This is a genomic window from Kutzneria viridogrisea DSM 43870, assembly GCF_000525635.1.
GTDB lineage: Bacteria > Actinomycetota > Actinomycetes > Mycobacteriales > Pseudonocardiaceae > Kutzneria > Kutzneria viridogrisea.
Window position 1 is genome coordinate 3,100,324 of the sequence record NZ_CP007155.1, and the last position, 24,105, is coordinate 3,124,428.

A 24,105-nucleotide genomic window follows, 5' to 3' on the forward strand; every position below is an offset into this window, starting at 1 on the left:
AGTGTGTTCTGGTCGATGCCGCTTTGCCTCCACATGCGGTTCGGTAACGTGGCGAGCGGAGCACTATTTGTTGAGTGGCCTGCGTGTGGCGAACTTTCTCCGCAATCATTGAAGTTCGAGAGAGAAAGGGGCAGTATCCAATGGAATCGACCAAGGGTGCTCAGGCTCCCCGTTCGGCCGAAGGCGGATGGGGTCAAGGCGGCGGATGGGGCCACGGCGGCCACGGCGGCGGCTGGTGGGGTGGCGGCTGGTGGGGCCACGGGCATTGCTGATCGGCCAGGTCTGCTGATCAAGTCTGCGGGTGTCGGCACCGTCCTCGGTGTCGGCACCCGCAGTTCTCTCCGGAATGGGCTCGCGCGAGGACAGGGAAGCAGCGAGGTCATCTCGTCACGACTTCGAGGTCACGGACCAACAGGAATGCGTGAGCTGTGCCGACAGGTGCGACTGCCGAAAAGATCGCCCCTTTGTGAGGTGATCGGTGAGCGGCTTCGTCCGGGTGTGAGAAGCGGGCCGAGGAATTCGTTGATCGGGTGCTGGGGTCGGGTAGTGATATCCGCTCATGCGTCGCACTCGCGAAATCGCCGCGGAAGGCCATCGCCGATTCAGTGGATTTCGGTCGGGGCGGCCGAAAACGATACCGGGCGCCGAAGGCGTTGCGGGATTTCGTGGTGGTGCGGTACCGGTTGGCCAGCCTCCTGTGTCCGAAGGACCCGTCAGAGCACGATCGCGGGGGTCGTCACCGAGCGGCCGCGCAGCGGGCGGACCACCAACTGGGCGGTGCCGGGTTTCACCCCGTCCAGCACGAACCGGCCGTCCGCGTCGGCGGTGGTGCGCATGCGGATCCGGGCGGTGCGCAGCTCGACCGGGTGCCCGGCGGGCGGGGTGAGCCAGCCGTCGATCCGCACGGTCCCGTCCCGGTTCGGTTGGACGCTGATCATCACCGTGACGGACTCCGCGTCGAAGGTGATCAGCCTGCGCTGGTCGGTGCCGCGCATCCCGGCGGCCAGCACCTCGCGCCTGCGGGCCAGCGGCTCGCAGGCGCCTGCCATGGACACGGCGAGCCGGATCCGCTCGACCAGGTCGACGGGCGGCGGGTCGGCCTGCGTGTACAGCTCGCGGACCTGGTCCAGGATCAGGAAGTCCACCTCGTCCAGCGGCTCGTTCGCGCTGGCCGGGCCCAGCGGTCGCATCGTGGTCACACCCATCCCCCTTCGGTCTCGGACGTGAGCAGGTCGCGCAGTTTCGCCAGGCAGCGGCCCCTGGTCGGGCCGATGCTGCCGCGGGGCATGCCCAGCCGGGCGGCCACGACCCCGTAGTCGGGTCGCGGGGTGAAGGCCACCACCCGGATCAGCTCCTGGCAGCGCAGGGGCAGCCGGTGCACCGCCTGCCACAGGCGCTTGCGCTGGTCGGCGGCCAGCACCTGCTGGTCGGGGTTGCCCTCGTCGATGGTGCTGTCGGCGAAGCCCTCCTCGGCTGAGGGCAGTTCCTGGCGCTGCGCGTCGCGGGCCCGCCAGGCCTCGCGCTTGGTGGTGGTCACCAGCCAGGCGGTCAGCGCCGAGGGTGTGTGGATGCCCGCCAGTGAGCGCAGCAGGTTCAACCAGGTGGTCTGCACCACGTCGGCGCAGCTGGTGTGGTCCAGGCCCTGCGCCCGCGCGACGTGCCAGAGCAGCGGGGTCAGCTCCTCGACCAGTTCGTCCATGCCGTCCGGCCGCCCCGAGCGGGCCGCCTCCAGCAGTTCGGCGATCCGCTCGTAGCGGTCGTCGGTGTTCTCCTCGGGTATGCGGTCGCCCTGTTCGTGCACGTCTGCAGGTGGCGAACTCGGGCCTGCGCCCAGTCGGTCCACCGTGCCCCCCTCCGCCTCCGTGGTGCCCTGGTATTCAGGGAGCCGGCGGGCCCTCGGGGATACCTCCCGGTAGGTCACGAACAGGTAACGCGGGTGGCTGGGTTATCGTGCGCGCCATGCGCACTGCTGGCCTCGCGGCCGTGATCATGGTGTCCCTGCTGTCCGTGACGGCCTGCGGCGGCAAGTCCGACGCCGGGACCGGGGGCACGAACTCCCCGGACAAGGTCTGCACGGCCGATGACGTGAAGGTGGACGGGGCCTTCGGCAGCAAGCCGACGATCACCATCCCGGACAACTGCGCCCCGCCCAAGCAGCTGGTCAGCAAGGACCTGTCCGTGGGAACCGGCCCGGCCGTCAAGGTCGGCGACGAGGCGGACACGAACTACCACCTGGTTACCTGGTCGGACAAGAAGGTCGTGGACTCGGTGTGGAACCGCACCCCGGTCAAGCCCTTCCCGGTGGTGCCGGTCGGCCAGGCCGGCGTCATCCAGGGCTGGAACGAGGGCCTGGTCGGTCAGAAGGAGGGCGGTCGCCGCCTGCTGATCATCCCCGCCGACAAGGGTTACGGGTCGGACGGTTACCAGGGCATCAAGGGCGGCGAGACCCTCGTGTTCGTGATCGACGCGGTCAAGGTCGTCTCCGCGGGCAACTGACCTGCCGGGAAGAAAGCCGGTGCCCTCCGGTGTTGCCCCCGCTGGGGGGCTCACTGGAGGGAGAACCGGTGTCCGAGCAGGAACAGCCGTTGGACAGCGCGATTGACTTTGTCGCCGAGCACACCCGTCGCTACGTGGACAGCGATGGTGCGGACGGGCACGAATGGCAGCCCGGGGTGCCCACGCTGGTGCTGACCACGACCGGCCGCAGGTCGGGCAAGCAGCGCCGCAACGCGCTGATCTACGGCCAGGACGGTGACCGCTACGTCATCGTGGCCTCCTACGGCGGGGCGCCAACGCACCCGCTGTGGTACCTGAACCTGTCCGAGCAGCCCCGCGTGCACGTCCAGGTGGGCGCGGACAAGTTCGAGGCCGTGGCGAGCACCGCCGACGCGCGGGACAAGGCGAGGCTGTGGCCGCTGATGGCCGGTATCTGGCCCGCCTACGACGAATACCAGGCCAAGACCGAGCGGGACATCCCGGTTGTCCTGCTGACGAGGGCCTGACCGTATGGTCGTGCGGTGACCGGAGACGAAGAGGAGGCCGAGTTCGTCGCGGACTCGGTGGCTGAGCAGACCTACACCGTGTGCCACCACTGCGGCGGCATCGGTGAGGCCCCGCTGTCGGTGCTGGCCGTGCTCGGTGGTGTCGGCCGCAGCGCCACGGCCAACCGGGACTGCCGGTTGTGCTCCGGCGACGGCCGGCTGGCGGGCATGGTGCCGCCGGTGTGAGGCGATAGGATCTCCCGCGTCGCGACTGGCGTGTTCAGGTGGAATCGACCACCGGGGAGCGACTGTCCGGCGGCGTCGCGCGCCTGGGTACCGCCGCCGGAGCGGACGACCGACGCGGGAGATCCCACATGCACCAGCCTGCCCTCACCGCCCTCACCGGGTTCGACCCGGAACTGGCCGGACTGGTCGAGGCCGAGGCCAAGCGGCAGCACGACAAGATCCGGTTGATCGCCTCCGAGAACTACGTGTCCACCGCCGTGCTGGAGGCCACCGGCACGGTGCTGACCAACAAGTACTCCGAGGGGTACGCGGGGCGCCGCTACTACGAGGGCCAGCAGTTCATCGACCCGATCGAGACGCTGGCCGTGCAGCGCGCCAAGGACGTCTTCGGCGTGGACCACGCCAACGTGCAGCCCTACTCCGGTTCCCCGGCCAACCTGGCGGTCTACCTGGCGTTCCTCCAGCCCGGCGACACGGTGATGGGCATGGCCCTGCCGATGGGCGGGCACCTGACCCACGGCTGGTCGGTGTCGGCGACCGGCAAGTGGTTCAGGGCCGTGCGCTACGGGGTCACCAAGGAGACCGGCCGGGTGGACCTGGACGAGGTGCGCGACCTGGCCAGGGCCGAGCGGCCCAAGCTGATCTTCTGCGGGGGCACGGCCATCCCGCGCACGATCGACTTCCCGGCCTTCGCCGAGATCGCCCGCGAGGTGGGCGCGGTGCTGGTGGCCGACATCGCGCACATCGCGGGGCTGATCGCGGGCGGGGCGCACCCCTCGCCGGTGGGCCACGCCCAGGTCATCTCCACCACCACGCACAAGACCCTGCGCGGCCCGCGCGGCGCCATGCTGATGTCCGACGCGGAGCACGCCGCCGCGCTGGACAAGGCGGTGTTCCCCGGCCTGCAGGGCGGCCCGCACAACCACACCACCGCGGGCATCGCCGTGGCGCTCAAGGAGGCCGCGGCGCCGGGGTTCCGCGACTACGCGCACGCCATCGTGGCCAATGCCAAGGCGCTGGCGGAATCCTTGGTGGAGCGCGGTTTCGACCTGGTCTCCGGCGGTACCGACAACCACCTGATCCTGGTCGACCTGGAGTCCAAGGGCATCGCGGGCAAGCCCGCGGCCAAGGCCCTGGACCGCGCGGGCATCGAGCTGAACTACAACACCGTGCCCTTCGACCCGCGCAAGCCCTTCGACCCGTCCGGCATCCGGCTGGGCACCGCCGCGATCACCACGCGCGGCCTGGGTGTCGAGCAGATGCCGCAGCTGGCCCAGTGGATCGACGACACCGTGACGGCCGCGAACGCCGGGGACGAGGCGGGCATCGAGCGCATCGCCGCGCAGATCTCCGAGCTGCTGGCGGGCTACCCGATGCCGGGCTGGGCCTGACAGGTGTCATGACAGTGCCGTTCGAGACATCTAGTGTCTCGAACGGCACTGTCATGACATGGGCAGGTAGGCGTGCAGGTGGTGTGCGCCGTGCAGCGCGGCCGACCCGAACCGGCCCGTCACCGGGCCTGTCGGTGGTGCTGGATACGGTGCTGCCATGACCGCACACAACTACGCCACCGTCGAGGGGTCGTTGGAGCGGATCACCTACGCCAACGAGGAGACCGGCTACACCGTCGCCAAGGTGGACACCGGTCGCGGCGCGGGGGACCTGCTGACCGTGGTCGGTGCCCTGCTCGGCGCGCAGCCGGGGGAGAGCCTGCTGCTGCGCGGCCGGTGGGGCAGCCACCCCCAGTACGGCAAGCAGTTCATGGTCGACTCGTACAGCACGGTGCTGCCCGCCACCGTGCAGGGCATCCAGCGCTACCTGGGCTCCGGGCTGATCAAGGGCATCGGGCCGAGGTTCGCCGAGCGCATCGTGCAGCACTTCGGGGTGGACGCCCTGGAGATCATCGAGCACGAGAGCGCCCGGCTGATCGAGGTGCCGGGCCTGGGGCCCAAGCGGACGAAGCTGATCGCCGACGCCTGGGAGGAGCAGAAGGCGATCAAGGAGGTGATGCTGTTCCTGCAAGGGGTCGGCGTGTCCACCTCGCTGGCGGTGCGCATCTACAAGACCTACAAGGACGAGGCGATCCGGGTCGTCAAACAGGAGCCGTACCGACTGGCCGCCGACGTGTGGGGCATCGGCTTCAAGACCGCCGACACGCTGGCCAAGGCGGTCGGCATCCCGCACGACAGCCCACAGCGGGTCAAGGCGGGCCTGCAGTACACGCTCTCCCAGGCCAGCGAGGACGGCCACTGCTACCTGCCGCAGCCCAGCCTGGTCGCCAACGCCGTGGAGATCCTGGAGGTGCCCTCGGTCCTGGTCGGGTCCTGCCTGGACGAGCTGGTCGAGGAGGAGGGCCTCGTCCGCGACTCGCTGCCGGCCGACGACCAGGCGATCTACCTCGTTCCCTTCCACCGCGCGGAGATCTCCCTGGCCAACCAGTCGCTGCGGCTGCTGAACACCACCGCCGAGCGGCTGCCCGGCTTCGTCGGGGTGGACTGGGACAAGGCGCTGGCCTGGCTGCACGGGACCACCGGCACCGAGCTCGCACCCGAGCAGGAGCAGGCGGTCCGGCTGGCGCTGACCGAGAAGCTGGCGGTGCTCACCGGCGGACCGGGCTGCGGCAAGAGCTTCACCGTGCGGTCCATCGTGCTGCTCGCGCAGGCCAAACGGGCCAAGGTGATGCTCGCGGCACCCACCGGCCGCGCGGCCAAGCGGCTGGCGGAGCTGACCGGCTGCGAGGCGGCCACCGTGCACCGCATGCTGGAACTTCGCCCCGGCGGGGACGCCGCCTACGACCGGGACCGGCCGCTGGACGTGGACCTGCTGGTGGTCGACGAGGTGTCCATGCTGGACCTGTTGCTGGCCAACAAGTTACTCAAGGCGGTGCCGCCGGGTGCGCACGTGCTGCTGGTCGGGGACGTGGACCAGCTGCCCAGCGTCGGTGCCGGTGAGGTGCTGCGCGACCTGCTCGCCGCCGAGCCGATCCCGAGGGTGCGGCTGACCCGGATCTTCCGCCAGGCCCAGCAGTCCGGGGTGGTCACCAACGCGCACCGGATCAACGCGGGCAAGCCCCCGGTCACCGACGGGTTACCCGACTTCTTCCTGTTCCCGCAGGAGGACAACGATGCGGTCGGCGAGCTGACCGTGGACGTGGTGGCCAACCGCATCCCGCGCCGGTTCGGCCTGGACCCGCGCCGGGACGTGCAGGTACTGGCCCCGATGCACCGCAGCTCGGCGGGGGCGGGCGCGCTCAACGGGCTGTTGCAGGAGGCCCTGACCCCGTCCCGGCCGAACCTGCCCGAGCGGCGGTTCGGCGGCCGGGTGTTCCGGGTCGGCGACAAGGTCACCCAGATCCGCAACAACTACGACAAGGGGGTGGCCGGGGTCTTCAACGGCACCGTCGGCGTGGTCACCGCGCTGTCGGTGGAGGAGCAGGTGCTGACCGTGCGCACCGACGAGGACGAGGAGGTCGACTACGAGTTCGGCGAACTGGACGAACTGGTGCACGCCTACGCGATCACCATCCACCGCTCGCAGGGCAGCGAGTACCCCGCGGTCGTGGTGCCGGTCACCACCAGCGCCTGGATGATGCTCCAGCGCAACCTGCTCTACACGGCGGTGACGCGGGCCAAGAAGCTCGTGGTGCTCGTCGGTTCGCGCAGGGCCATCCAGCAGGCCGTCCGCACCGTGTCCGCAGGTCGCAGGCACACCGCCCTGGCGCACCGCATCACCGCCGGCCCGATCATGGGAGGGTGACCAGACTCCCCGGGTGGCGCTGGACCTCGGCACGATCGATAGTCATCCTGTTGGTCCGGCCCGATCACCGCGCGGGCCGCCCGGCCAGGACGGGGGTGGTCACCAGTGGCGCTGGGGATGATCACCCGCGTGGGGGCGGTACCGAGAGTGCCCAAGCGGCTACTGCGCGCGCTGGCCCGGTTCGGCCGCAGCTCACCGGGCAAGCTCGCGGGCATCATGTCCGGTCTGCTGCTGCTGTGCATCCTGGTCGCCACGGTCACCGCCAGCGCCGTGCAGCGCAAGGGTGAGGAGATCACCGACCTGGCAGGCGGCAGCGAGCCGCTGAGCGTGGCCGCGCAGGACATCTACCGCTCGCTGTCCGACGCCGACGCAGCGGCCGCCAGCGCGTTCCTGTCCGGCGGGGTCGAGCCGCTGACCACCAGAGCCCAGTACAGCGCGGACATCGCCCAGGCCACCTCCGCGCTGACCCTGGCCGCGGGCACCGAGGTCGCGGGCAACCCGCTGCTGACCCTGTCCACCCAGCTGCCGGTCTACACCGGGCTGGTGGAGACCGCCCGCGCCAACAACCGGCAGGGCTTCCCGGTGGGCGCCGCCTACCTGCGTGAGGCCTCCGGGCTGATGCGCTCCACCTTGCTGCCCGCCGCCGAGCAGCTCTACCGAGCCGAGAACGCCCGCTTCGCCCAGGAACAGGACGCGGCGGCGCGCCTGCCGGTGGTGGAGATCCTGCTGTTGCTGTTCGTGGTCGGCTGCCTGTTCGCCGTGCAGGTCTACCTGCTGCGCAGGACGAACCGCCTGCTCAACGCGGGGCTCGTCGTGGCGACCGTGGCCGTGTCGCTGGCCCTGCTGTGGACCCTGACCTCGATGGTGGTCGTCTCGGTGCGCATGTCCAGCGCGCGCATCGACGGCTCCGACCAGGTCAGCGTGCTGGTGCAGGCCCGGCTGGCCGCCGTGCAGGCCAGGGCCGACGAGACGCTGACCCTGGTCGCCAGGGGCACCGGCCAGAGCTACCAGCAGGACTTCCAGACCGCGAGCACCCGGCTGGGCGGGGCCGACGGCACCGGCGGGCTGCTCGGCCAGGCCAGGGCACTGGCCACCGACCCGGTGGTGCGCGCCGACCTGGACGACGCGATGCGCTACCAGCAGTCCTGGGTCAAGGCGCACGCCAAGATCCGCCAGGCCGACGACTCCGGCCAGTACAAGCAGGCCGTGGACATCGCGATCGGCGCCTCCGACACCAGCAGCGGCACGCTGTTCAGCCAGCTCGACGGCAGGCTGGTCGGCGCGATCAGCGCCACCCGGGGCGCCTTCAGCCGTGGCGCCGCCGATTCGCTTGCCGCGCTGACCTTCCTGCGCCCCGGCCTGATCGTGCTGGCCGTGATCGGGGGGATCGGCTCGGTGTACGGCTGCTGGCAGCGGCTGCGGGAGTACTGGTGAGAGCGCCGGGCGCGCTGGGCGGGCTGCTGCTGGCGGCCTCGCTGCTCGCGGGCTGCGCCGTGCCCAGCACGCCGCCACCGGTCGCGCCCAACGCCCTGCCCGCGCCGATGCCGCTGGGCGTCGGCGGCGGGCCGACGCCCACCACCGCCCAGCAGGCCCCCGACCGCAGCTGCGATCCGACCGCCAGCCTGCGCCCCGCGGGGCCGCTGCCCCAACCGGGACGGATGCCCGAGGGTTCCACCATGGCCAGGATCGTCGAGCGCGGGCGGCTGATCGCCGGGGTGGACCAGACCACCTACCCGTTCGGCTTCCGCGACCCGTTCACCGGGGAGCTGGCCGGGTTCGACATCGACATGCTGCACGCGGTGGCCGCGGCCCTGTTCGGCGATCCCAACCGCATCCAGTTCAAGGCGATCACCTCGGCGGAGCGCATCTCCTCCCTGCACCAGGGCAAGGTGGACATCGTGGCCAGGACGATGACCGTGGACTGCGCGCGGCTCAAGCAGGTCGCCTTCTCCACCGTGTACTACCAGGCGGGACAACGGGTCCTGGTCAAGAGTAATTCCACTGTGGACAGCATGGACGACCTGACCGGCCGCAAGGTGTGCGCTGCCAGGGGGTCCACCTCGCTGGACAACATCAGCACCGCCCCCGCGCGGCCCACCCCGGTGTCGGTGGACAACTGGACCGACTGCCTGGTGATGATGCAGCAGGGCCAGGTCGACGCCGTGTCCACCGACGACACGATCCTGGTCGGCATGGCGGCCCAGGACCCGTACACCAAGATCGTGGGACCGAGGTTCACCGACGAGCCGTACGGGATCGCGATGCCCAAGCAGGACGAGGACTTCGTGCGTTTCGTCAACGGGGTGCTCGAGAAGGTCCGCGTCGACGGCACCTGGACCGCCTCCTACCAGCACTGGCTGGGCACCAGGCTCGGGCCGGTGCCCGCGCCGCCGACCGCGAGATACCGGGACTGAGCATGGGGACTCAAGCGTGGGAGCCCGCGATGACCGGCGCGGTACCGACCGGGCTGGAGCAGACCGGCTGGGGCACCGACGGCTGGCGACCACCCAGCCAGCCCTCCCGCCCGCTGTCCGCGCGGGCGATCACCCGGGGGCGGCTGGGCGCCGGACTGGTCGAGGTGCCGCGCGTGCCCTATCGGGACCCGACCACCGCGGTGCTGGAGAACCCGGTCGTCGCGGAGTCCAAGCGGTTCTGCTGCCTGTGCGGCGGCAAGGTCGGCCGCGGGACGGACGGCGAGCCGGGGGCCACCGAGGGCTTCTGCCCGCGCTGCGGCACGCGGTTCTCCTTCCTGCCCAAGCTGGCGCCCGGTGATGTGCTCGGTGGCCAGTACGAGGTGCTGGGCTGCCTGGCCTACGGCGGGCTGGGCTGGATCTACCTCGCCCGTGACCACAACGTCAACGACCGCTGGGTCGTCCTCAAAGGACTGATCGACACCGGGGACACCGCCGCGATGGCCGCCGCCGTCGCGGAACGCCGGTTCCTCGCCGAGGTCGAGCACCCCAACATCGTCAAGATCTACAACTTCGTGCAGTACCCGGAGCCGACCACCGGCACGATGGTCGGCTACATCGTGATGGAGTACGTGGGCGGCAACTCCTTACGGGAACTGGCCTTGGCCCGTCGGCGGCCCGACGGGCTGATCGACCCGATGCCGCTGACCCAGGTGATCGCCTATGGCCTGGAGGTGCTGCCCGCGCTGGGCTACCTGCACGGACTGGGCCTGCTGTACTGCGATCTCAAGCCGGACAACGTGATCCAGACCGACGAGCAGCTCAAGCTGCTGGATCTGGGCGCGGTGCGGCGCATGGACGACTACGAGAGCCCGATGTTCTACACGGCCGGGTACGGCGCGCCGGAGCTGGGCAGGCGCGGGCCCTCGGTCGCCTCCGACCTGTACACGGTGGGCCGGATGCTCGCGGTGCTCAGCTTCGAGTTCCCCGAGTACCGCGGCGTGCACAAGCACAGCCTGCCCGGGGTGGAGCAGGTGCCGCTGTTCGAGGTCTTCGAGTCCTACCACCGGTTCCTGCTGCGCGCCACGCACGCCGACCCCGGCCGCAGGTTCGGCTCGGCGGGGGAGATGGCCGACCAGTTGGTGGGTGTGCTGCGCGAGGTGTGCGCGATCGGCGGGGACCAGCCGCCACCCGGACTGTCCACTGTGTTCAGTCCGCAGCGCAGGACCTTCGGCAGCCAGGCCGAACTGGTCCCGCCCGATCCGGCCGAGGTCGCCGTGGCCCTGCCCGTGCCGCAGGTGGACACCGACGACCCGGCCGCCGGCTACCTGGCCACGATGACCGGCACCGATCCCGCGACCGTCATCTCCGGGCTGGACTCGGCGCCGATGATCACCGCCGAGGTGCAGCTGCGGCGTGCCCGCGCCCTGATCGACCTGCACGACCTGTCCGAGGCCGCCGTGGTGCTGGCCGAGGTCGCCGAGGACTCGCCGGGGGACTGGCGCGCCGAGTGGTACCGAGGACTGGTCGCCGTGGCCGACGGGCAGCCCGCGCAGGCCCGCGCCGCCTTCGACTCCGTGTACGACAGCCTGCCCGGCGAGCCCGCCGCCCGGCTCGCGCTGGCCGTCAGCGCGGAGCTGTGCGGGGACCAGCAGGCCGCGGCCCGCTACTACGAGCTGGTGTGGCGCACCGACAACACCTATGTCAGTGCCGCGTTCGGCCTGGCTCGCACCCGGCTCGCCCAGGGCCACCGCTCCTGGGCCGTGGAGATCCTCGACTCAGTGCCGGACAGCTCCAGCCAGCACGTGGCGGCCCAGGTCGCCGCCATCCACGTGCGGATCAGCAACCGGGCCGGCCGCGAGCTGGCCGTCACCGACCTGGTCGAGGCCGGTGAGCGGCTGCAACGGCTCAGCCTGGACGCCACGGCCCGCGCCCAGTTGGTCGCCGACGTGCTGAGCGCGGCGTTCGCCTGGGTGCAGGCCGGTGGCGACGGGGTCGCGATCCGCGTGCTGGACTGCCCGCTGACCGAGCGCGACCTGCGCTTCGGGCTGGAGGCCTGCTACCGCGCCCTGGCCCGCATGGCCGGCACCATCAGCGAGCGGGTCGCCCTGGTCGACCGCGCCAACGCCGTGCGCCCCCGCACCCTGACCTGACCCACGTACCCGCGCGTGTCGGCGCTCCGCGTACCGCGTGTCGGCGTCTCACGTGCGGTGTGTTGGCGCTTCGCGGGCGATTTCCCAGCAGCCGGGAGGATGTGCCGCAAGCGCCGACACACCGTCCCGGAAGCGCCGACACGCGGTGCCGCAAGCGCCGACACGCGCGGGTCAGGGCCTCAGCGGGACTCGGCCACGGCTGGACGGGACTCGCCCGCCTCAGAGCGGGACTCGCGCTCCGGTGAGCGGGACTCGCGGAACAGGGTGGCCAGCAACTCGTAGCTGTGCAGGCGGGCGGCGTGGTCGTGCACCATCGTGGTGACCATCAGCTCGTCGGCCTGGGTCCGCTCCAGCAGGTCGGCGAGCTGGGCGCGGGCCGTCGCGGGCGAGCCGAGGATGGTCGTGCCGAACCGGTCCTCGATGAAGGCCCGCTCCAGGTCGGTGTACGGGTACTCGGCGGCCTCCTCCGGCGTGGGCAGCAGACCCGGCTTGCCGCTGCGCAGGCGCAGGAAGGACAGCCCGCTGGGACCGGCGTGCCAGCGGGCCTGCTCATCGGTGTCGGCGATCACGGCGGAGGCGGCGACCATGGCGTACGGCTTGTCCAGCACCGCGGAGGGGCGGAAGGTCTGCCGGTACAGGGCCAGCGCGGGCAGCGTGTTCTCGGCGCTGAAGTGGTGGGCGAACGCGAACGGGATGCCCAGCATGCCCGCGACCTGCGCGCTGTACCCGGAGGACCCGAGCAGCCACAGCGGGGGCTTGTTGCCGGGCGCGTTCACGGCGATGATCCGCTGACCGGGCTCGGGCTGCTCGAAGTAGTTGAGCAGCTCGCCGAGTTGCTGGGGGAAGTCGTCGGCCGACAGCGGTCCCGCCGTGCGGCGCAGCGCCTGGGCGGTCGCGCCGTCGGTGCCGGGGGCACGGCCGATGCCCAGGTCGATCCGGCCGGGGTGCAGTGCCTCCAGGGTGCCGAACTGCTCGGCGACGACCAGCGGCGGGTGGTTGGGCAGCATCACCCCGCCGGAGCCCACGCGCAGGGTGGCGGTCGCGGCGGCCACGTGACCGATCAGCACCGCGGGCGCGGAGCTGGCGATGCCGGGCATGTTGTGGTGCTCGGCCAGCCAGAACCGGTGGTAGCCCCAGTCCTCGACGTGGCGGGCGAGGTCCAGGGTGTTGCGCAGCGCCTGCGTGCTCGTCGACCCCTCGGGCACTGGGGCCAGGTCGAGCACGGACAGCGGCACGTCGGCAGGAAGTGGTCCGGTCACGTCCTGGTGTAACGCCGCGCCGCCGCCCGTGCTTCCCGCGCTACGTGTGATCGTGCCCGCTGTTCGGCGGTGAGCCGCCCATCATGCGCAGCATGCCGACACCGCCGGTGCGCAGGAACCGGACCACCAGCACCGCCGCCAGCGCGAGGAACACCAGGTTGAGCCAGGTCGTGTAGTTCCACGAGACGCCCGACTCGACCATGGTCCCGGCCCGCCGGGTGGGCGTCAGCCCGGTCACGCCGAACAGCAGCTCCACGGCGTAGCCCGCGCCGACCGTGGCGGCGGTGAACAGGCCGAACAGCACCAGGGCCATGCGGGTGCCGTAGTAGCGGCGGTAGATGTTCAGGATCGGCAGGATCAGCAGGTCGGCGAACACGAAGGCGACGACCCCGCCGAAGCTGATGCCCCCGTTCCACAGCACCACCGCCAGCGGCACGTTGCCGATCGAGCACACGAAGCTGAGCACCGCCACCAGCGGGCCGACCAGCGGCCCCCACAGCGCGGACAGCACCGGGTGGCCGGTCAGGAACAGCTGCCGCCAGAACTCCTCGGGCACCCACGCCCCGATCGCCCCGGCCAGCAGCAGGCCGATCACCAGATCGCGCAGGATCGCCGCCCACTCCATGACGAACACGTGCGACACCGAGGTGAAGCCCTCGGCCGAGCGCAGCCTGCGCCACACCGAACCGCCCGCCCGCACCGACATGTCCATCGCGGCGTGGCCCTCCATGGCCCCGGCCACGCCCTTCTCGGCCTGCTCGCGGGCGGCGGTCAGCAGCCGCCCGCGGCGCAGCACCCGGCGCATCAGCACCGTGAGCAGCACGATCATGATCGGGCCGCCGAGGAACTCCGCCGCGGTGAACTGCCAGCCCAGCAGCAGGGCCAGTAGCACGCCCAACTCCACCACCAGGTTCGTGGAGGCGATCTCGAAGGCCATCGACGCGGTGAAGTTCGCGCCCTTGACGAACAGCGACCGGGCCAGCGCCACCGCCGCGTAGGAACACGAGGAGGAGGCCGCGCCCAGTCCGGCCGCCACCAGCAACGTCCTGGGACGGTCGTCGCCGAGCAGCCGGACCACCGTGGCCTTGCGCACCAGTGCCTGCACCACGGCCGACAGCGCGAAGCCCAGGATGAGCGCCCAGAGGATCTCCCAGGTCATCGAGCCCGCCATGGCCAGCGCGCGCCCCACCGCGTCGAGGACCATCAGCTGACCTTGAGCGTCAGCGCCGCGGTGTGCAGGGTGTCGTTCGTCTGGAACTGCACGAACAGCCGGTAGTTGCCCGACTTGGGCAGCACCGCGTGGAAGGACAGCTCAGCCCCGTTGGCGGACTCGGGGTGCAGGTGCGCGAACTCCAGGTCGCCCTCGTGGAAGGCCGACAGGTGTGCGCTGGTGCCGAGGTAGGGCTGCAGGTCGGTCACGGGCTTGCCGTCCTTGCTGATGGTCACCTTCAGCGAGTGTGCCATGCCCGCCATCGGCTCGCCCTCCAGCGACACCGTGTAGCCGTCGGCCTGCGCGCTGGCCGAGGCGGGCGGCAGCGGGGTGCTCGTCGCGGTGCCCGGGACCTGGGTCGGCTGGCCGACGACCTGCTCCTTGCCGCCGGTGGTGAACGTGGCGTAGACCCGGTAGTCCCCGGGACCGGCCGGGGTCAGCGGGGCCGTCCAGGTGCCGTCGGCGGCCATCGTCGGGTGCACGTGCTGGAAGCCGGTGAGGTCCGAGCGGATCAGGTAGAAGTGCATCAGCTTGGTCTGGTCCGGCTCGAACTGCGTGACGGTCTTGCCGCCGCCGTCCACGATTGTGAACCGGTAGTCGGCGTTGTCCACTGTGGACGTGGAGGAGACCTTGTAGGTGCCCGCGTCCGGCATGGGCATGGCGGACATGTCGTGCTCGGCGGGGGCCTGCGAGCAGGCGGTGAGGGTGGCCAGCGCGGCGGCGGCCAGCAGGGTACGACGGAACAGCATGAGTGGAAGTCCTTACGTGCGAACGACAAACGGGACCGGGGTGAACCGGTCCTGTCAGGTCCGCGACACGGACAGGCGCAGCAGCAACTGCGCGCCGCTGGGCAGCGGGGGGCCGCGCGAGGGGCGGTCGGTCGACCACAGGCCGAGCACCAGGGCGAACGCGGTCAGCGCCAGGACGGCGAGCGCGAGCAGCGCGGAGCTGTCCGCGGCGTCCGGTTGGACGAACACGCACAGTTCGCCGCGGTGGTGGGCCGGGGCGGCCACGGGTCCGCTGTCGGCGTGCCCGGACATCGCGGTGGCCGACATGGCGGTGCTCCCGCCGTGACAGCCGGTGCCCACGGCCATCGGCAGGCCGTGCATGGCGAACACACCAACCAGCACGGCGAACACGGTGATCGTCCTGATCACCCACCGGTGGCGGCTCGCCCTGCTGTCCATCGCCACTGAGCGTACCCTGGGCGGGCACACCGGGTTGCGGACCACGTCGGCGGCCCTAGGGTGGTCTTCATGAACGATCAAGTGCTGCTCGTCACGGGTGCCTCCAGCGGACTGGGTGCGGCCACCGCGAGACTGGCCGCCAAGTCCGGGTACCGGCTCGTGCTCGCGGCGCGCGGTGCCGACCGGCTCGCCGCGTTCGCCGAGTCCCTGGGCGGTGGTCCGGACCGGGTGTTCGCGCAGCCCTGCGACGTGGCGGACTGGGGGCAGGTCAGCGCGCTCATCGAGCGGGCCGAGGAGCACTTCGGGCGGCTGGACGTGGTGTTCGCCAACGCGGGCATCGCCGTGACGACCTCGTTCCTCGGTGACGGCGGCACCCCGCCCGAGCAGTGGCAGGACATGGTGCTGGCCAACGTGTGCGGGCCCGCCTACACCGCGCGCGCCGCGCTGCCCGCGCTGGTGCGCAGCGGCGGCCACCTGGTGCTGACCGGGTCGGCGGCCGGGCGCGGGGTGCGGCCGGGCAGCCTCTACTCGGCGACGAAGTGGGCCGTTTCCGGGCTGGCACAGGCGATCCGGGCGGAGTGCGTGGGCAGCGGGGTGCGGGTCACCGTGGTGCAGCCAGGGTTGGTCGACACCCCGGCGATCCCCGTCGACCGCTACGGGGAGCCCAAGCTGGAGCCGGAGGACGTGGCCAGGGCGGTGCTCTACGCGGTGGGCCAGCCGCCGAGCGTGGACGTCAACGAGATCCTCATCCGGCCCGTCGGGCAGGCCGCCTACCGGTGAACGCCCTGCGGTAGGCCGAAGGGGAGACGCCGAGCACGGAGTTGAGGTGCTGGCGCAGCGAGGCCGTGGTGCCGAACCCGGCCTCGCGGGCGATCCGTTCCACCGACAACTCCGTGCTCTCCAACAGGTGTCGGGCCCGCTCCACCCGCTGCCGCAACAGCCACTGGCCGGGGCTCATGCCCGTCTCCTCGCGGAAGCGGCGCGTGAAGGTGCGCACGCTCATCCGCGCGGTCGCGGCGAGCCCGCGCAGGTCGACCTGCTCGTGCAGGTGCTCGGTGAGCCAGCGGCGGGTGGCCGCCGTGCTGGAGTCCACCACCTCCGGCAACGGCCGTTCGATGTACTGGCTCTGGCCGCCGTCACGCCACGCGGGCACCACCGTGCGCCGGGCCACCTGGTTGGCGATCTCGCTGCCGTGGTCGCGGCGCACGATGTGCAGGCACAGGTCGATGCCCGCCGCGGCGCCCGCCGAGGTGAGCACGTCCCCGTCGTCCACGAACAGCACGTCGGGGTTGAGTTGGACGCGCGGGTGCAGTGCGCGGAAGGTCTCCGTGTGCATCCAGTGCGTGGTCGCGGGCCTGCCGTCGAGCAGACCCGCCGCCGCCAGGACGAACGCCCCGGTGCAGATCGACACCCAGCGGGCCTTGGCCGGGACGCGGGCCAGCGCCGCCACGAGGTCCCCGGGCAGCGTCGCGCTGGTGACCAGTGGCCCCTCGCACGGCCCCGGCACGATCACCGTGTCCGCGCGTTCCAGCACCTCCGGGCCGTGGCCGGGCAGCAGCGCGAACCCCGCCGTGGTCCGCACGGGGCCGCCGTCCGCGGTGCAGGTCAGCACCTCGTAGGCGGTGCCGCCCAGCGCCTGGTCCGCCGAGTTCAGGACGCGCGAGGCGATGCCCAGGTCGAAGGCGACCACCCCGTCCAGTGCCAGCACGACCACGGTGTGCTTGCCGGTCCTCATGGCCCGATTCTTGCACATAGTGGCCTCCGGGCCACTCGTGCTCGATGGGGCCGAGCGCGTTTGCTGGTCGCCGTGTTGAGATCGAAGATCCACCGTGCTTGGGTCGTGGCCGCAGTGTCCTTCGTGGCGCTGGTCGGCGCGGCCGGGTTCCGCGCGACCCCCGGCGTGCTCATGGACCCGCTGCACCGCGAGTTCGGCTGGTCCATGGGCACCATCTCGGCCGCCGTGTCGGTCAACCTCGTGCTCTACGGGCTCACCTCGCCCTTCGCCGCCGCGCTCATGCAGCGCTTCGGGATCCGGGCTGTCGTGTCCGTCGCGCTGCTGGTCGTGGCGGTGGGCAGCGGGCTGACCGTGTTCATGACCGCCAGCTGGCAGCTCCTGCTCTGCTGGGGCGTGCTCGTCGGGCTGGGCACCGGCTCCATGGCGCTCGCGTTCGTCGCCACCGTGACCTCCCGCTGGTTCGTGCGGCACCGCGGCATCGTCACCGGCGTGCTCACCGCGGGCAGCGCGGCCGGTCAGCTCGTGTTCCTGCCCGTACTGGCCTCGATCGCCGCCGACTCCGGTTGGCGTGTCGCGGCCCTGGTGGTGGCAGGGGCTGCGCTGGTGGTGGTTCCGCTGGTGGCGTTGCTGCTGCGGGACCGCCCGGAGGACGTGGGGCTCGTGGCGCTCGGTGCTACGGAGCCCGCTGTGGTTGAGGCCGCGAGTGGTGGCGCGGCGCGGTTGGCGTTGCGGGCACTGTTCGACGCCGCGCGGACGAAGCCGTTCTGGTTGCTGGCGGCCGGGTTCGCCATCTGCGGGGCCACGACGAACGGGTTGGTCGGCACGCACTTCATCCCCGCCGCGATGGACCACGGCATGGGGGAGACCGCCGCCGCCAGCCTGCTCGCGCTCGTCGGCATCTTCGACATCGCCGGGACCGTCTTCTCCGGCTGGCTCACCGACCGGTTCGACTCGCGCGTGCTGCTCGGCGCGTACTACGGGCTGCGCGGGCTGTCCCTGTTCACCCTGCCCTCGCTGTTCGCGGGCACCACGCAGCCCAGCATGCTCGTGTTCATCGTCTTCTACGGGCTCGACTGGGTCGCCACCGTGCCGCCGACCGTCGCCCTGTGCCGCCGGTACTTCGGTGACCGCGGGCCGATCGTGTTCGGCTGGGTGTTCGCCTCCCACCAGGTCGGTGCGGCCTTCGCCGCCGTCGCGGCCGGGTTGGTCCGCGACAACCTCGGCAACTACGACCTGGCCTGGTACGTGGCGGGTCTGCTCAGTTGCGGGGCGGCGGGGTTGTCGCTGGCGATGATGGCGGGGCGGCGGGCAGCGCGAGTGGGGAGTGTCGGGGTGGTTTTGTCTGGGACCCCTGGCGATGGGCGGTAATCGGGAGTCGGGGCGTGGAATGCCGCCCCGATTTCGCCGGGAAGCGTAGCCCATCGCCTCCCCCAGAAAAAGCCACCCCTGGGGTTTGGTGATTGTCGGCGGCCGCCCTCTTTCGCCTGTTAGTGTCGGCTATTCGCTGCCGCGAGGCCTGCGTCCATCGTCACTCTTTGCGCGCGGCGATCGGCCGCCCTTTTTTCACCCTTTCGTTTCCGGCATTCGCTGCCGCGAGGCCCGTGCGTCCATCGTCACTCTTTGCGCGCGGCGATCGGCCGCCCTTTCACTCTTCCGTGTCCGGCATTCGGAGTAGAATTGGTGGCGTGGGGAAGGTGGAGATCGTGCGGGCAGTCTTGGCGGCTGAGGTTGCCAAGCGGACGCTCGATCACGCGCAGCTTCGCCTGATCGCGGAGTTGGATGATCCCCACGAGTTGGCATTGCTGCTGCACATTCCGTTGGGTGCCGCGCGGCGGAAACTGGACCAGGCTGCCGCGCTGGATCGGCTTCCCGTTGTGGCGGGGTTGCTGCGGGATGGGTTGGTGGATCTGGACCGGTTCGAGGTGGTGCGCAAGCGCACCGAGAACCTGGATGCGGAGCAGGCTCGGGCGGTGGATGCCGGGCTGACCGGGGCCGCCGAGTGGACCACCCAGGAACTCAAGGCCGAGACCGATCGGCTGGTCTGCCTGGTGGATCCGGAGGGTGCGCAGCGGCGGCACGTGCGGGCGGTGCGGAAGTCTTCGCAGGTGGGCTATCGGTCGATGCCGGATGGGATGGCGTTGCTGACCGCGTACCTGGATGCGGTGCCCGCGCGGGTGATCTTCGATCAGATCACCGCCGACGCGGAGAGCCTCGAAGATGACCGGTCCTGGGGTGAGAAGCAGGCCGATGTGTTCATTGACCGGATGCTGGGCAGCGGCCGACCGGTGACTGTGCACACCGATCTCACGATTTCCGCGAAGACGCTCATTGGACTAACTGAGGAGCCGGGGTACATTTCCGGGGTGGGGCCGGTGGAGGCGGCTACCGCCCGGGAGATCGCCGCGCAGGGGGACTGGCGGAAAGTTCTCGTGGATGAGGTCGGGATGCCGGTGGGGGTGGGGCGGAAACGGTATCGACCACCTGAGGCGTTGAAGGAATTCGTGCGGGTGCGGGATCGGGTGTGTCAGGCGCCGGGGTGTATGCGGCCTGCGGCGCGGTGCGAGATCGACCACGCGCGGGGATTCGCCTCGGGCGGGGTGACGGAGGCGCGCAATCTTGGGCCGTTTTGCGAGGTGCACCATTATGTGAAGACGATTGAGTTGTACCGGTTCACCCGAGAGCTGGATGGGACCCGGCACTGGACGACCCCGCTGGGGTTCGTCTACACGACCCGGCCCAAGCCCATCGCGGAACCCGACCCGCCCTGAGCAGCGGCTAGCCTGGTCACGTGAGCAGACAGGCGGAGGCGCGGCGCAACGACGCACTGGTTTTCGACGCAGCCAGGGCCGTGCTCGCCGAGCTGGGGCCGGACGCCTCGATGGCGGCGATCGCGCGGCGGGCCGGTGTCGGCGTGGCCTCCCTGTACCGGAGGTACGCGAGCAAGGACGAACTGGTTCAGCAGCTGTGCATCCACGCGATGGAACAGCTGGTGGAACTGGCGCAGCAGGCGGTGGAACAGCCGGGGGACGCGTGGGCGGCCTTCACGGGGTTCATGCGGGACTGTGCCGAGGCGGGCAGCGGGGAACTGCTGCAACTGGCCGGTGTGTTCCCGGCGACCGACGAGCAGCTGGCCACCAGCGACCGGCTGGCGGAAGTGCTGGAAGCCTTGCTGGACAGGGCGATCGCGTCGGGGGCGATGCGCGCGGGCATCACGCCGGGCGACCTGTACCTGATCTTCGCTCAGCTCAGGGTGCGGGGCGTCGGCAGCGCCGAGCGCTCCGCCCTGCTGCAACGGCGCTACCTGGAGCTGATGCTGGACGGCCTGCGCGCGACCGGGCACCAGCAGCCGCCAGGGCCCGCGCCGAGTTGGCTGGAGGTCAAACGCTGCTGGCGCCCCGAGTTGTGAGGGCGGCGGGGTGCGGACCGTACCCCGCCGCCGGGTACTACTGGTGCCGCACGCGGTACGGGGGAACCGAGTTGCCCCGCAGCGCCAGCGCGTCGATGGACTCCGGGCGGTACCCGCAGGCGGGCAGCCGCTCGATCATCAGCGCGGTCGGGTCGGCGACCTCGTCGGCGCGCCCGAACAGGTAGGCCCACTCGTGCTCGTCGGAGCCGTAGTACGCCGTCGTGCCGAACGTCTCGGTGAAACGCCGCCACGAGGTCTGCAAAGTCTTGTTGCGCCACATGGTCTGGCAACCCGCCTGGGTCACCACCACCCCGCCCCGCGCCAGCACGGCCTTGCACATGCCGAGGAACTCGGTGCCGTACAAGCGGTTGTGCTGGGCTTCCTCCTCGCGCTCGTCGGGCAGGTCGACCAGCACGATGTCGTACCGGTCGGTGCCGTTCGCGGCGTCGAGCAGGAACTTCCACCCGTCGGCGTAGTGCACCCGGATCGGCCCGTCGCCGCGCTCGGCGCGGTCCAGTTCCTCCGGGGTGTAGCCGTAGGGCAGGTGCTCCGCGCAGAGCTTGACCGCCTGGGTGTCGATGTCCACGTGGTCGACCCGGGTCGCACCGGCGGCCACGGCCATCTGGCAGACGACGCCCTCGCTGGAGCCGACGACGAGCACGGACCGCACCTGGTCGGCCAGCAGCAGCGCGGGCACCATCAGTGCCTCGTGGTAGGTGAGCTGGCTGAACTCGGTGCTCTGCCGGTCGTTGTCGCAGAACAGCGACACGCCCTGGGCGGTCTTGGCGATCACGAGGTGCTGGAAGTCGGTGTCACCCTCCCAGACGACCTCGTCGAGGTCCCAGATCCGGGTGAGCCCCTGACCGGTGGGCTCGTGGATCTGCTTCGTGCGTTCGGTTGTGGTCACTGGGTCCTCACAATCTTCTTCGCTGGCAAGGGGGACACGACTACTCGTCCTCGCCGCGGCGGATGGTCTTCGCGTGCACCACGGGCGTGCGCAACGCCTCGGCGAGCAGCTGCACCGCGAACTCGGGCTTGGCCCGGTGCCCGCAGGTGAAGACGTCGACGAAGACCTTTCCGATCTCTGGGTAGGTGTGCAGGGAGGCGTGCGACTCGGACAGCAGTGCCAGCACGGTCACCCCCTGCGGCTCGAACTGCTTGGAGGTCACCTCCAGCACGGTGGCTCCCGCCTGGTCGAGCACGGTGGCCAGGATTTCCCGCAGCCTCTGCTCGTCGTTGAGCAGCGCGGCCTCGATGCCCTCCATCTCGGCGAGCACGTGCTGTCCGGTGAACGACCCCACGGTCTGCACCGAGCCCAGTACTCCGGTCATCTATCACTCCCATCTATTCCCAGGGCAGACCAGACCCCTGACAGGGCCTGGACGAAAGAGGTCGACCGCTCGCGCGCGGTCAGATGCAGTGGGTCGGCAGCGGCGCGAACCCGTTGAACGCTATGGAGGAGTAGCTCGCCGTGTAGGCGCCGGTACTGAGGAACTCCACGTGGTCCCCGGCGCGCAGCTCCATCGGCAGGCGGTACACGTTGTGCTGGTACAGCACGTCGTCCCCGTCGCAGGTGGGACCGGCCAGGTACACCGGACCGGTCGCACCCTCGCGGCCGGGCGTGGCCAGCAGGTAGGTGATGTACTCGTTCTCGGTCTCGGCCAGCCCGTTGTAGCGGCCCACGTCCAGGTACACCCAGCGGTGAGTGTCCTCTGTGGACTTACGGGAGACCAGCACGACCTCGCTGCGCAGCAGCCCCGCGTCGGCGACCAGGAACCGGCCCGGTTCCAGCACCAGCTGGGGCAGCGCGAGCCCGGCGGCGCCGAAGTGCTCGCGCACCGAGGAGGTGATCGCCCCGGCGTACTCGGCCAGCGGCGGCATGTCCTGGGTGTAACGGCCGGGCAGCCCGCCGCCGATGTTCAGCAGAGGCGGCTCGATGCCCTCGGCGGCCAGCTTCGCGGCCACGCCAGCGGCCTGCCGCACGCCCTCGTCCCAGGCGGACGGGGCGAGCTGCTGCGAGCCGACGTGGAAGGACACGCCACCCGCGCGCAGGCCCAGCCGCACGGCGTGGGACAGCAGTTCGGTGGCCATTTCCGGGGCGCAGCCGAACTTCTTGCCGAACGGGGTCAGCGAGCCGGTGTCGGCCAGCAGCACGCGGCAGAACACCGAGGCGCCGGGCGCGTGCTCGGCCAGGTGCTCCACGTCGGCGAGGCTGTCCGAAGTGAACAGACGCACGCCCAGCTCGAAGGCCCGCGCGATGTCGGCGCGCTTCTTGATCGTGTTGCCGTAGGAGATCTGCTCCGGACGGGCGCCGCTGGCCAGGCAGAGCTCGATCTCGGGGATGCTCGCCACGTCGAAGCTGGCGCCCAGTTCCACCAACAGGCGCACCACTTCGGCGTTCGGGTTCGCCTTGACGGCGTAGTACAGCCGGGCGCCCGGCAGGGCAGCGGCCAGCTGGTGGTACCGCTCCCGCACCGTGGCCAGGTCGATGACCAGGCAGGGCGTGGGCGGTTTCTCACGGTCGAGGTACTCGCGGATGCGGGACATCGCCCCGGTTGGTTCCGTCTGTGACGGAGTGTGCGGCTGCACGGTGGTCGCCGTGATCGGCTGTGGCGCGTGCAACGCCCGGCAGGCGAGGCTGTCTCCCATTCCGCTACGTACCTTCCAGTCTCGGGTCAGTGGTTGCGTCGACCCGTTCGCCGCTTGGGTGGTCGCGGTGCTTCGGGGCGCACCGCGGCGAGTCATGGTAGATCCTCGAAGAGGCTGTTGGCGACCACCGCCCACCGGACGGCCGAATTCCTTCACGAAATCCGTAGGCCGGCGCGGTGGGCGGCTCACTCACGCGAGTGGTGGCGGTCACACGGTGACGCGCCAGTGGTCGTTGGCGTTGAGCAGTTCGAACTTCAGCGAGGAGCAGTCGTAGTCGCTCGGCCGCGGGTTGGTCGTTGGCGAGAGCGGGGAGTTCGAGGACGTGGCGGGGACCCAGCTGCCGCCGGAACGCAGCTTGATCGAGCTGCTCTCGAACACGGCGCCCCTGGCGTCGGAGCAGTAGTAGGCGTTGCCGGTCGAGTTGTTGTGCGTGGCGTAGATCTCGAAGATGTCCCAGCCCTCGTTGAGCTGGCTCTGGTCGCTGCCGCTCTGGGTGAACAGCACGTCCCAGGCGCTGGTCTTGTAGTTGTAGAGCGAGGCCGTCCAGGTGTTCTGCCTGGCGTTGGTCTGGACCTCCTGCACCGTGTAGGCCGGGTGACCGTTGACAGTTGTCGTGTAGGTGCTCACGAAGGAGCTGTCCAGGTACACGACCTTCGCCGGGGACACCGACTTGCACCAGTCCCAGGCCCACAGCTGACCGGCGTCACCGAGCCCGTAGGCGGTGGTGATCTCGATGCAGGAGTGCCCGGTGGGCTTCATGGTCGGCGCGTACACGGTGTCGCTGGAGTTGGACAGCCGCAGGCTCGGGGTGATGCTCTGGGTGACGACCATGCCGTCGCCGCTGCCGAGCTTGGGCTCGGGGCCCCAGAAGGTGTGCAGCTGCGCGGCCACCTGGGGCTTGCGGGCCGCGTTGTCGGCGACGCGCTGCCGGTGCAGCTTCAGGAAGTTGTCGGCAGCCGGTCCGGCGGCGTGCACGGCATCGGTACCCGACAACCCGGGCACGACGCCCTCACGGGTGCTGGCGTTGCCGGCGGCGGCGCCGGTGAGCAGGAGGCATAACGAGGTCAGGGCAACGAGAGCGCTTCGCATCGCGTTCCGTCCTTGTTCGCAGG

The 24,105-nt window shown here is 70.8% G+C and carries 23 protein-coding genes and 1 riboswitch; of the genes, 12 read left to right on the forward strand and 11 right to left on the reverse strand.

The window, feature by feature from the left end; translation table 11 throughout:
* Nucleotides 1–713: 713 nt before the first annotated feature.
* On the reverse strand, nucleotides 714–1,190 hold the full coding sequence (locus KALB_RS13935; protein WP_236650346.1) for a carboxypeptidase-like regulatory domain-containing protein: 477 nt from the start codon (nucleotides 1,188–1,190) through the stop codon (nucleotides 714–716).
* A 5-nt stretch (nucleotides 1,191–1,195) separates the two neighbouring features.
* Nucleotides 1,196–1,801, reverse strand: coding sequence for an RNA polymerase sigma factor (locus tag KALB_RS13940; RefSeq protein ID WP_025356330.1), 606 nt, complete (start codon nucleotides 1,799–1,801; stop codon nucleotides 1,196–1,198).
* A 158-nt stretch (nucleotides 1,802–1,959) separates the two neighbouring features.
* Between KALB_RS13940 and KALB_RS13945 the strand changes: the two genes are divergently transcribed.
* The 8 genes from KALB_RS13945 to KALB_RS13980 all read left to right on the forward strand — a co-directional run bounded on the left by KALB_RS13945 (nucleotide 1,960) and on the right by KALB_RS13980 (nucleotide 11,547).
* Nucleotides 1,960–2,496, forward strand: a complete 537-nt coding sequence (locus KALB_RS13945; RefSeq protein ID WP_030107948.1) for an FKBP-type peptidyl-prolyl cis-trans isomerase — start codon at nucleotides 1,960–1,962, stop codon at nucleotides 2,494–2,496.
* 101 nt (nucleotides 2,497–2,597) lie between these two features.
* Complete coding sequence (locus tag KALB_RS13950) at nucleotides 2,598–3,002, forward strand: nitroreductase family deazaflavin-dependent oxidoreductase (RefSeq protein WP_201771998.1); 405 nt, start codon at nucleotides 2,598–2,600, stop codon at nucleotides 3,000–3,002.
* A 15-nt stretch (nucleotides 3,003–3,017) separates the two neighbouring features.
* On the forward strand, nucleotides 3,018–3,227 hold the full coding sequence (locus KALB_RS13955; protein ID WP_025356332.1) for a hypothetical protein: 210 nt from the start codon (nucleotides 3,018–3,020) through the stop codon (nucleotides 3,225–3,227).
* 11 nt (nucleotides 3,228–3,238) lie between these two features.
* Nucleotides 3,239–3,323: riboswitch (ZMP/ZTP riboswitch) on the forward strand.
* Nucleotides 3,324–3,355: 32 nt separating this feature from the next.
* Nucleotides 3,356–4,618: a serine hydroxymethyltransferase gene (locus KALB_RS13960; protein WP_025356333.1), complete on the forward strand. Its 1,263-nt coding sequence runs from the start codon at nucleotides 3,356–3,358 to the stop codon at nucleotides 4,616–4,618.
* 157 nt (nucleotides 4,619–4,775) lie between these two features.
* On the forward strand, nucleotides 4,776–6,983 hold the full coding sequence (gene recD2 / locus KALB_RS13965) for an SF1B family DNA helicase RecD2 (protein WP_025356334.1): 2,208 nt from the start codon (nucleotides 4,776–4,778) through the stop codon (nucleotides 6,981–6,983).
* A 147-nt stretch (nucleotides 6,984–7,130) separates the two neighbouring features.
* Nucleotides 7,131–8,417 (forward strand): GlnX family signal transduction membrane protein, encoded by a 1,287-nt coding sequence (locus tag KALB_RS13970; RefSeq protein WP_148309463.1) that lies wholly within the window; start codon nucleotides 7,131–7,133, stop codon nucleotides 8,415–8,417.
* Entirely contained in the window at nucleotides 8,414–9,397 is a 984-nt protein-coding gene (locus KALB_RS13975) for a glutamate ABC transporter substrate-binding protein (RefSeq protein ID WP_236650253.1), read from the forward strand. The genes KALB_RS13970 and KALB_RS13975 overlap by 4 nt, the downstream gene beginning before the upstream one ends.
* A 2-nt stretch (nucleotides 9,398–9,399) precedes the next feature.
* Nucleotides 9,400–11,547: a tetratricopeptide repeat protein gene (locus tag KALB_RS13980; RefSeq protein ID WP_081789329.1), complete on the forward strand. Its 2,148-nt coding sequence runs from the start codon at nucleotides 9,400–9,402 to the stop codon at nucleotides 11,545–11,547.
* Between the two features lie 179 nt (nucleotides 11,548–11,726).
* Here KALB_RS13980 and KALB_RS13985 read toward each other — a convergent pair whose 3' ends face one another.
* The 4 genes from KALB_RS13985 to KALB_RS14000 form a co-directional block, all read right to left on the reverse strand.
* On the reverse strand, nucleotides 11,727–12,782 hold the full coding sequence (locus KALB_RS13985) for an LLM class flavin-dependent oxidoreductase (protein ID WP_025356337.1): 1,056 nt from the start codon (nucleotides 12,780–12,782) through the stop codon (nucleotides 11,727–11,729).
* A 64-nt stretch (nucleotides 12,783–12,846) separates the two neighbouring features.
* Entirely contained in the window at nucleotides 12,847–14,010 is a 1,164-nt protein-coding gene (locus tag KALB_RS13990) for a permease (protein ID WP_030111880.1), read from the reverse strand.
* Nucleotides 14,010–14,765, reverse strand: a complete 756-nt coding sequence (locus KALB_RS13995; RefSeq protein WP_025356339.1) for a DUF8832 domain-containing protein — start codon at nucleotides 14,763–14,765, stop codon at nucleotides 14,010–14,012. Before KALB_RS13995 ends, KALB_RS13990 begins: the two co-directional genes overlap by 1 nt.
* Before the next feature lie 54 nt (nucleotides 14,766–14,819).
* Nucleotides 14,820–15,203, reverse strand: coding sequence for a hypothetical protein (locus tag KALB_RS14000; RefSeq protein ID WP_148309464.1), 384 nt, complete (start codon nucleotides 15,201–15,203; stop codon nucleotides 14,820–14,822).
* A gap of 69 nt (nucleotides 15,204–15,272) precedes the next feature.
* On the opposite strand from KALB_RS14000, the gene KALB_RS14005 reads away from it, so the two are divergent.
* Nucleotides 15,273–15,983: an SDR family oxidoreductase gene (locus KALB_RS14005; RefSeq protein ID WP_025356341.1), complete on the forward strand. Its 711-nt coding sequence runs from the start codon at nucleotides 15,273–15,275 to the stop codon at nucleotides 15,981–15,983.
* Here the strand turns inward: KALB_RS14005 and KALB_RS14010 are convergent.
* A complete protein-coding gene (locus KALB_RS14010) occupies nucleotides 15,949–16,938 on the reverse strand; it encodes a GlxA family transcriptional regulator (RefSeq protein WP_236650254.1) in 990 nt (329 codons plus the stop codon). The two genes, KALB_RS14005 and KALB_RS14010, sit on opposite strands and share 35 nt — an antisense overlap.
* Nucleotides 16,939–17,043: 105 nt before the next feature.
* Between KALB_RS14010 and KALB_RS14015 the strand changes: the two genes are divergently transcribed.
* The 3 genes from KALB_RS14015 (at nucleotide 17,044) to KALB_RS14025 (ending at nucleotide 20,344) form a co-directional block, all read left to right on the forward strand.
* Complete coding sequence (locus tag KALB_RS14015; RefSeq protein ID WP_236650255.1) at nucleotides 17,044–18,306, forward strand: MFS transporter; 1,263 nt, start codon at nucleotides 17,044–17,046, stop codon at nucleotides 18,304–18,306.
* Between the two features lie 317 nt (nucleotides 18,307–18,623).
* Nucleotides 18,624–19,706: an HNH endonuclease signature motif containing protein gene (locus tag KALB_RS14020; protein WP_025356344.1), complete on the forward strand. Its 1,083-nt coding sequence runs from the start codon at nucleotides 18,624–18,626 to the stop codon at nucleotides 19,704–19,706.
* A 20-nt stretch (nucleotides 19,707–19,726) separates the two neighbouring features.
* Nucleotides 19,727–20,344 carry a TetR/AcrR family transcriptional regulator gene (locus KALB_RS14025; protein ID WP_025356345.1) on the forward strand — a complete coding sequence of 206 codons (618 nt, stop codon included), beginning with the start codon at nucleotides 19,727–19,729 and terminating at the stop codon, nucleotides 20,342–20,344.
* A 37-nt stretch (nucleotides 20,345–20,381) separates the two neighbouring features.
* Here the strand turns inward: KALB_RS14025 and KALB_RS14030 are convergent, their stop codons facing one another.
* The 4 genes from KALB_RS14030 to KALB_RS14045 form a co-directional block, all read right to left on the reverse strand.
* The gene (locus tag KALB_RS14030) at nucleotides 20,382–21,251 is read right to left on the reverse strand and encodes a spermidine synthase (protein WP_030108976.1); all 870 of its coding nucleotides are present in this window, start codon (nucleotides 21,249–21,251) and stop codon (nucleotides 20,382–20,384) included.
* A 40-nt stretch (nucleotides 21,252–21,291) separates the two neighbouring features.
* Nucleotides 21,292–21,675: an adenosylmethionine decarboxylase gene (speD, locus tag KALB_RS14035; RefSeq protein ID WP_025356347.1), complete on the reverse strand. Its 384-nt coding sequence runs from the start codon at nucleotides 21,673–21,675 to the stop codon at nucleotides 21,292–21,294.
* Between the two features lie 79 nt (nucleotides 21,676–21,754).
* Complete coding sequence (locus KALB_RS14040; protein WP_201771922.1) at nucleotides 21,755–22,891, reverse strand: type III PLP-dependent enzyme; 1,137 nt, start codon at nucleotides 22,889–22,891, stop codon at nucleotides 21,755–21,757.
* A 309-nt stretch (nucleotides 22,892–23,200) separates the two neighbouring features.
* Entirely contained in the window at nucleotides 23,201–24,082 is an 882-nt protein-coding gene (locus tag KALB_RS14045) for a hypothetical protein (protein WP_025356349.1), read from the reverse strand.
* Between the last annotated feature and the right edge of the window lie 23 nt (nucleotides 24,083–24,105).

Coding starts and splice junctions, on each gene's coding strand:
- KALB_RS14045 (WP_025356349.1), bottom strand. CDS start 24,082: ATGCGAAGCGCTCTCGTTGCCCTGACCTCGTTATGCCTCCTGCTCACC.
- KALB_RS13960 (WP_025356333.1), top strand. CDS start 3,356: ATGCACCAGCCTGCCCTCACCGCCCTCACCGGGTTCGACCCGGAACTG.
- KALB_RS14000 (WP_148309464.1), bottom strand. CDS start 15,203: ATGGACAGCAGGGCGAGCCGCCACCGGTGGGTGATCAGGACGATCACC.
- recD2 (WP_025356334.1), top strand. CDS start 4,776: ATGACCGCACACAACTACGCCACCGTCGAGGGGTCGTTGGAGCGGATC.
- KALB_RS13945 (WP_030107948.1), top strand. CDS start 1,960: ATGCGCACTGCTGGCCTCGCGGCCGTGATCATGGTGTCCCTGCTGTCC.
- KALB_RS13990 (WP_030111880.1), bottom strand. CDS start 14,010: ATGGTCCTCGACGCGGTGGGGCGCGCGCTGGCCATGGCGGGCTCGATG.
- KALB_RS13995 (WP_025356339.1), bottom strand. CDS start 14,765: ATGCTGTTCCGTCGTACCCTGCTGGCCGCCGCCGCGCTGGCCACCCTC.
- speD (WP_025356347.1), bottom strand. CDS start 21,675: ATGACCGGAGTACTGGGCTCGGTGCAGACCGTGGGGTCGTTCACCGGA.
- KALB_RS13980 (WP_081789329.1), top strand. CDS start 9,400: ATGGGGACTCAAGCGTGGGAGCCCGCGATGACCGGCGCGGTACCGACC.
- KALB_RS14005 (WP_025356341.1), top strand. CDS start 15,273: ATGAACGATCAAGTGCTGCTCGTCACGGGTGCCTCCAGCGGACTGGGT.
- KALB_RS14040 (WP_201771922.1), bottom strand. CDS start 22,891: ATGTCCCGCATCCGCGAGTACCTCGACCGTGAGAAACCGCCCACGCCC.
- KALB_RS14010 (WP_236650254.1), bottom strand. CDS start 16,938: ATGAGGACCGGCAAGCACACCGTGGTCGTGCTGGCACTGGACGGGGTG.
- KALB_RS13935 (WP_236650346.1), bottom strand. CDS start 1,190: ATGCGACCGCTGGGCCCGGCCAGCGCGAACGAGCCGCTGGACGAGGTG.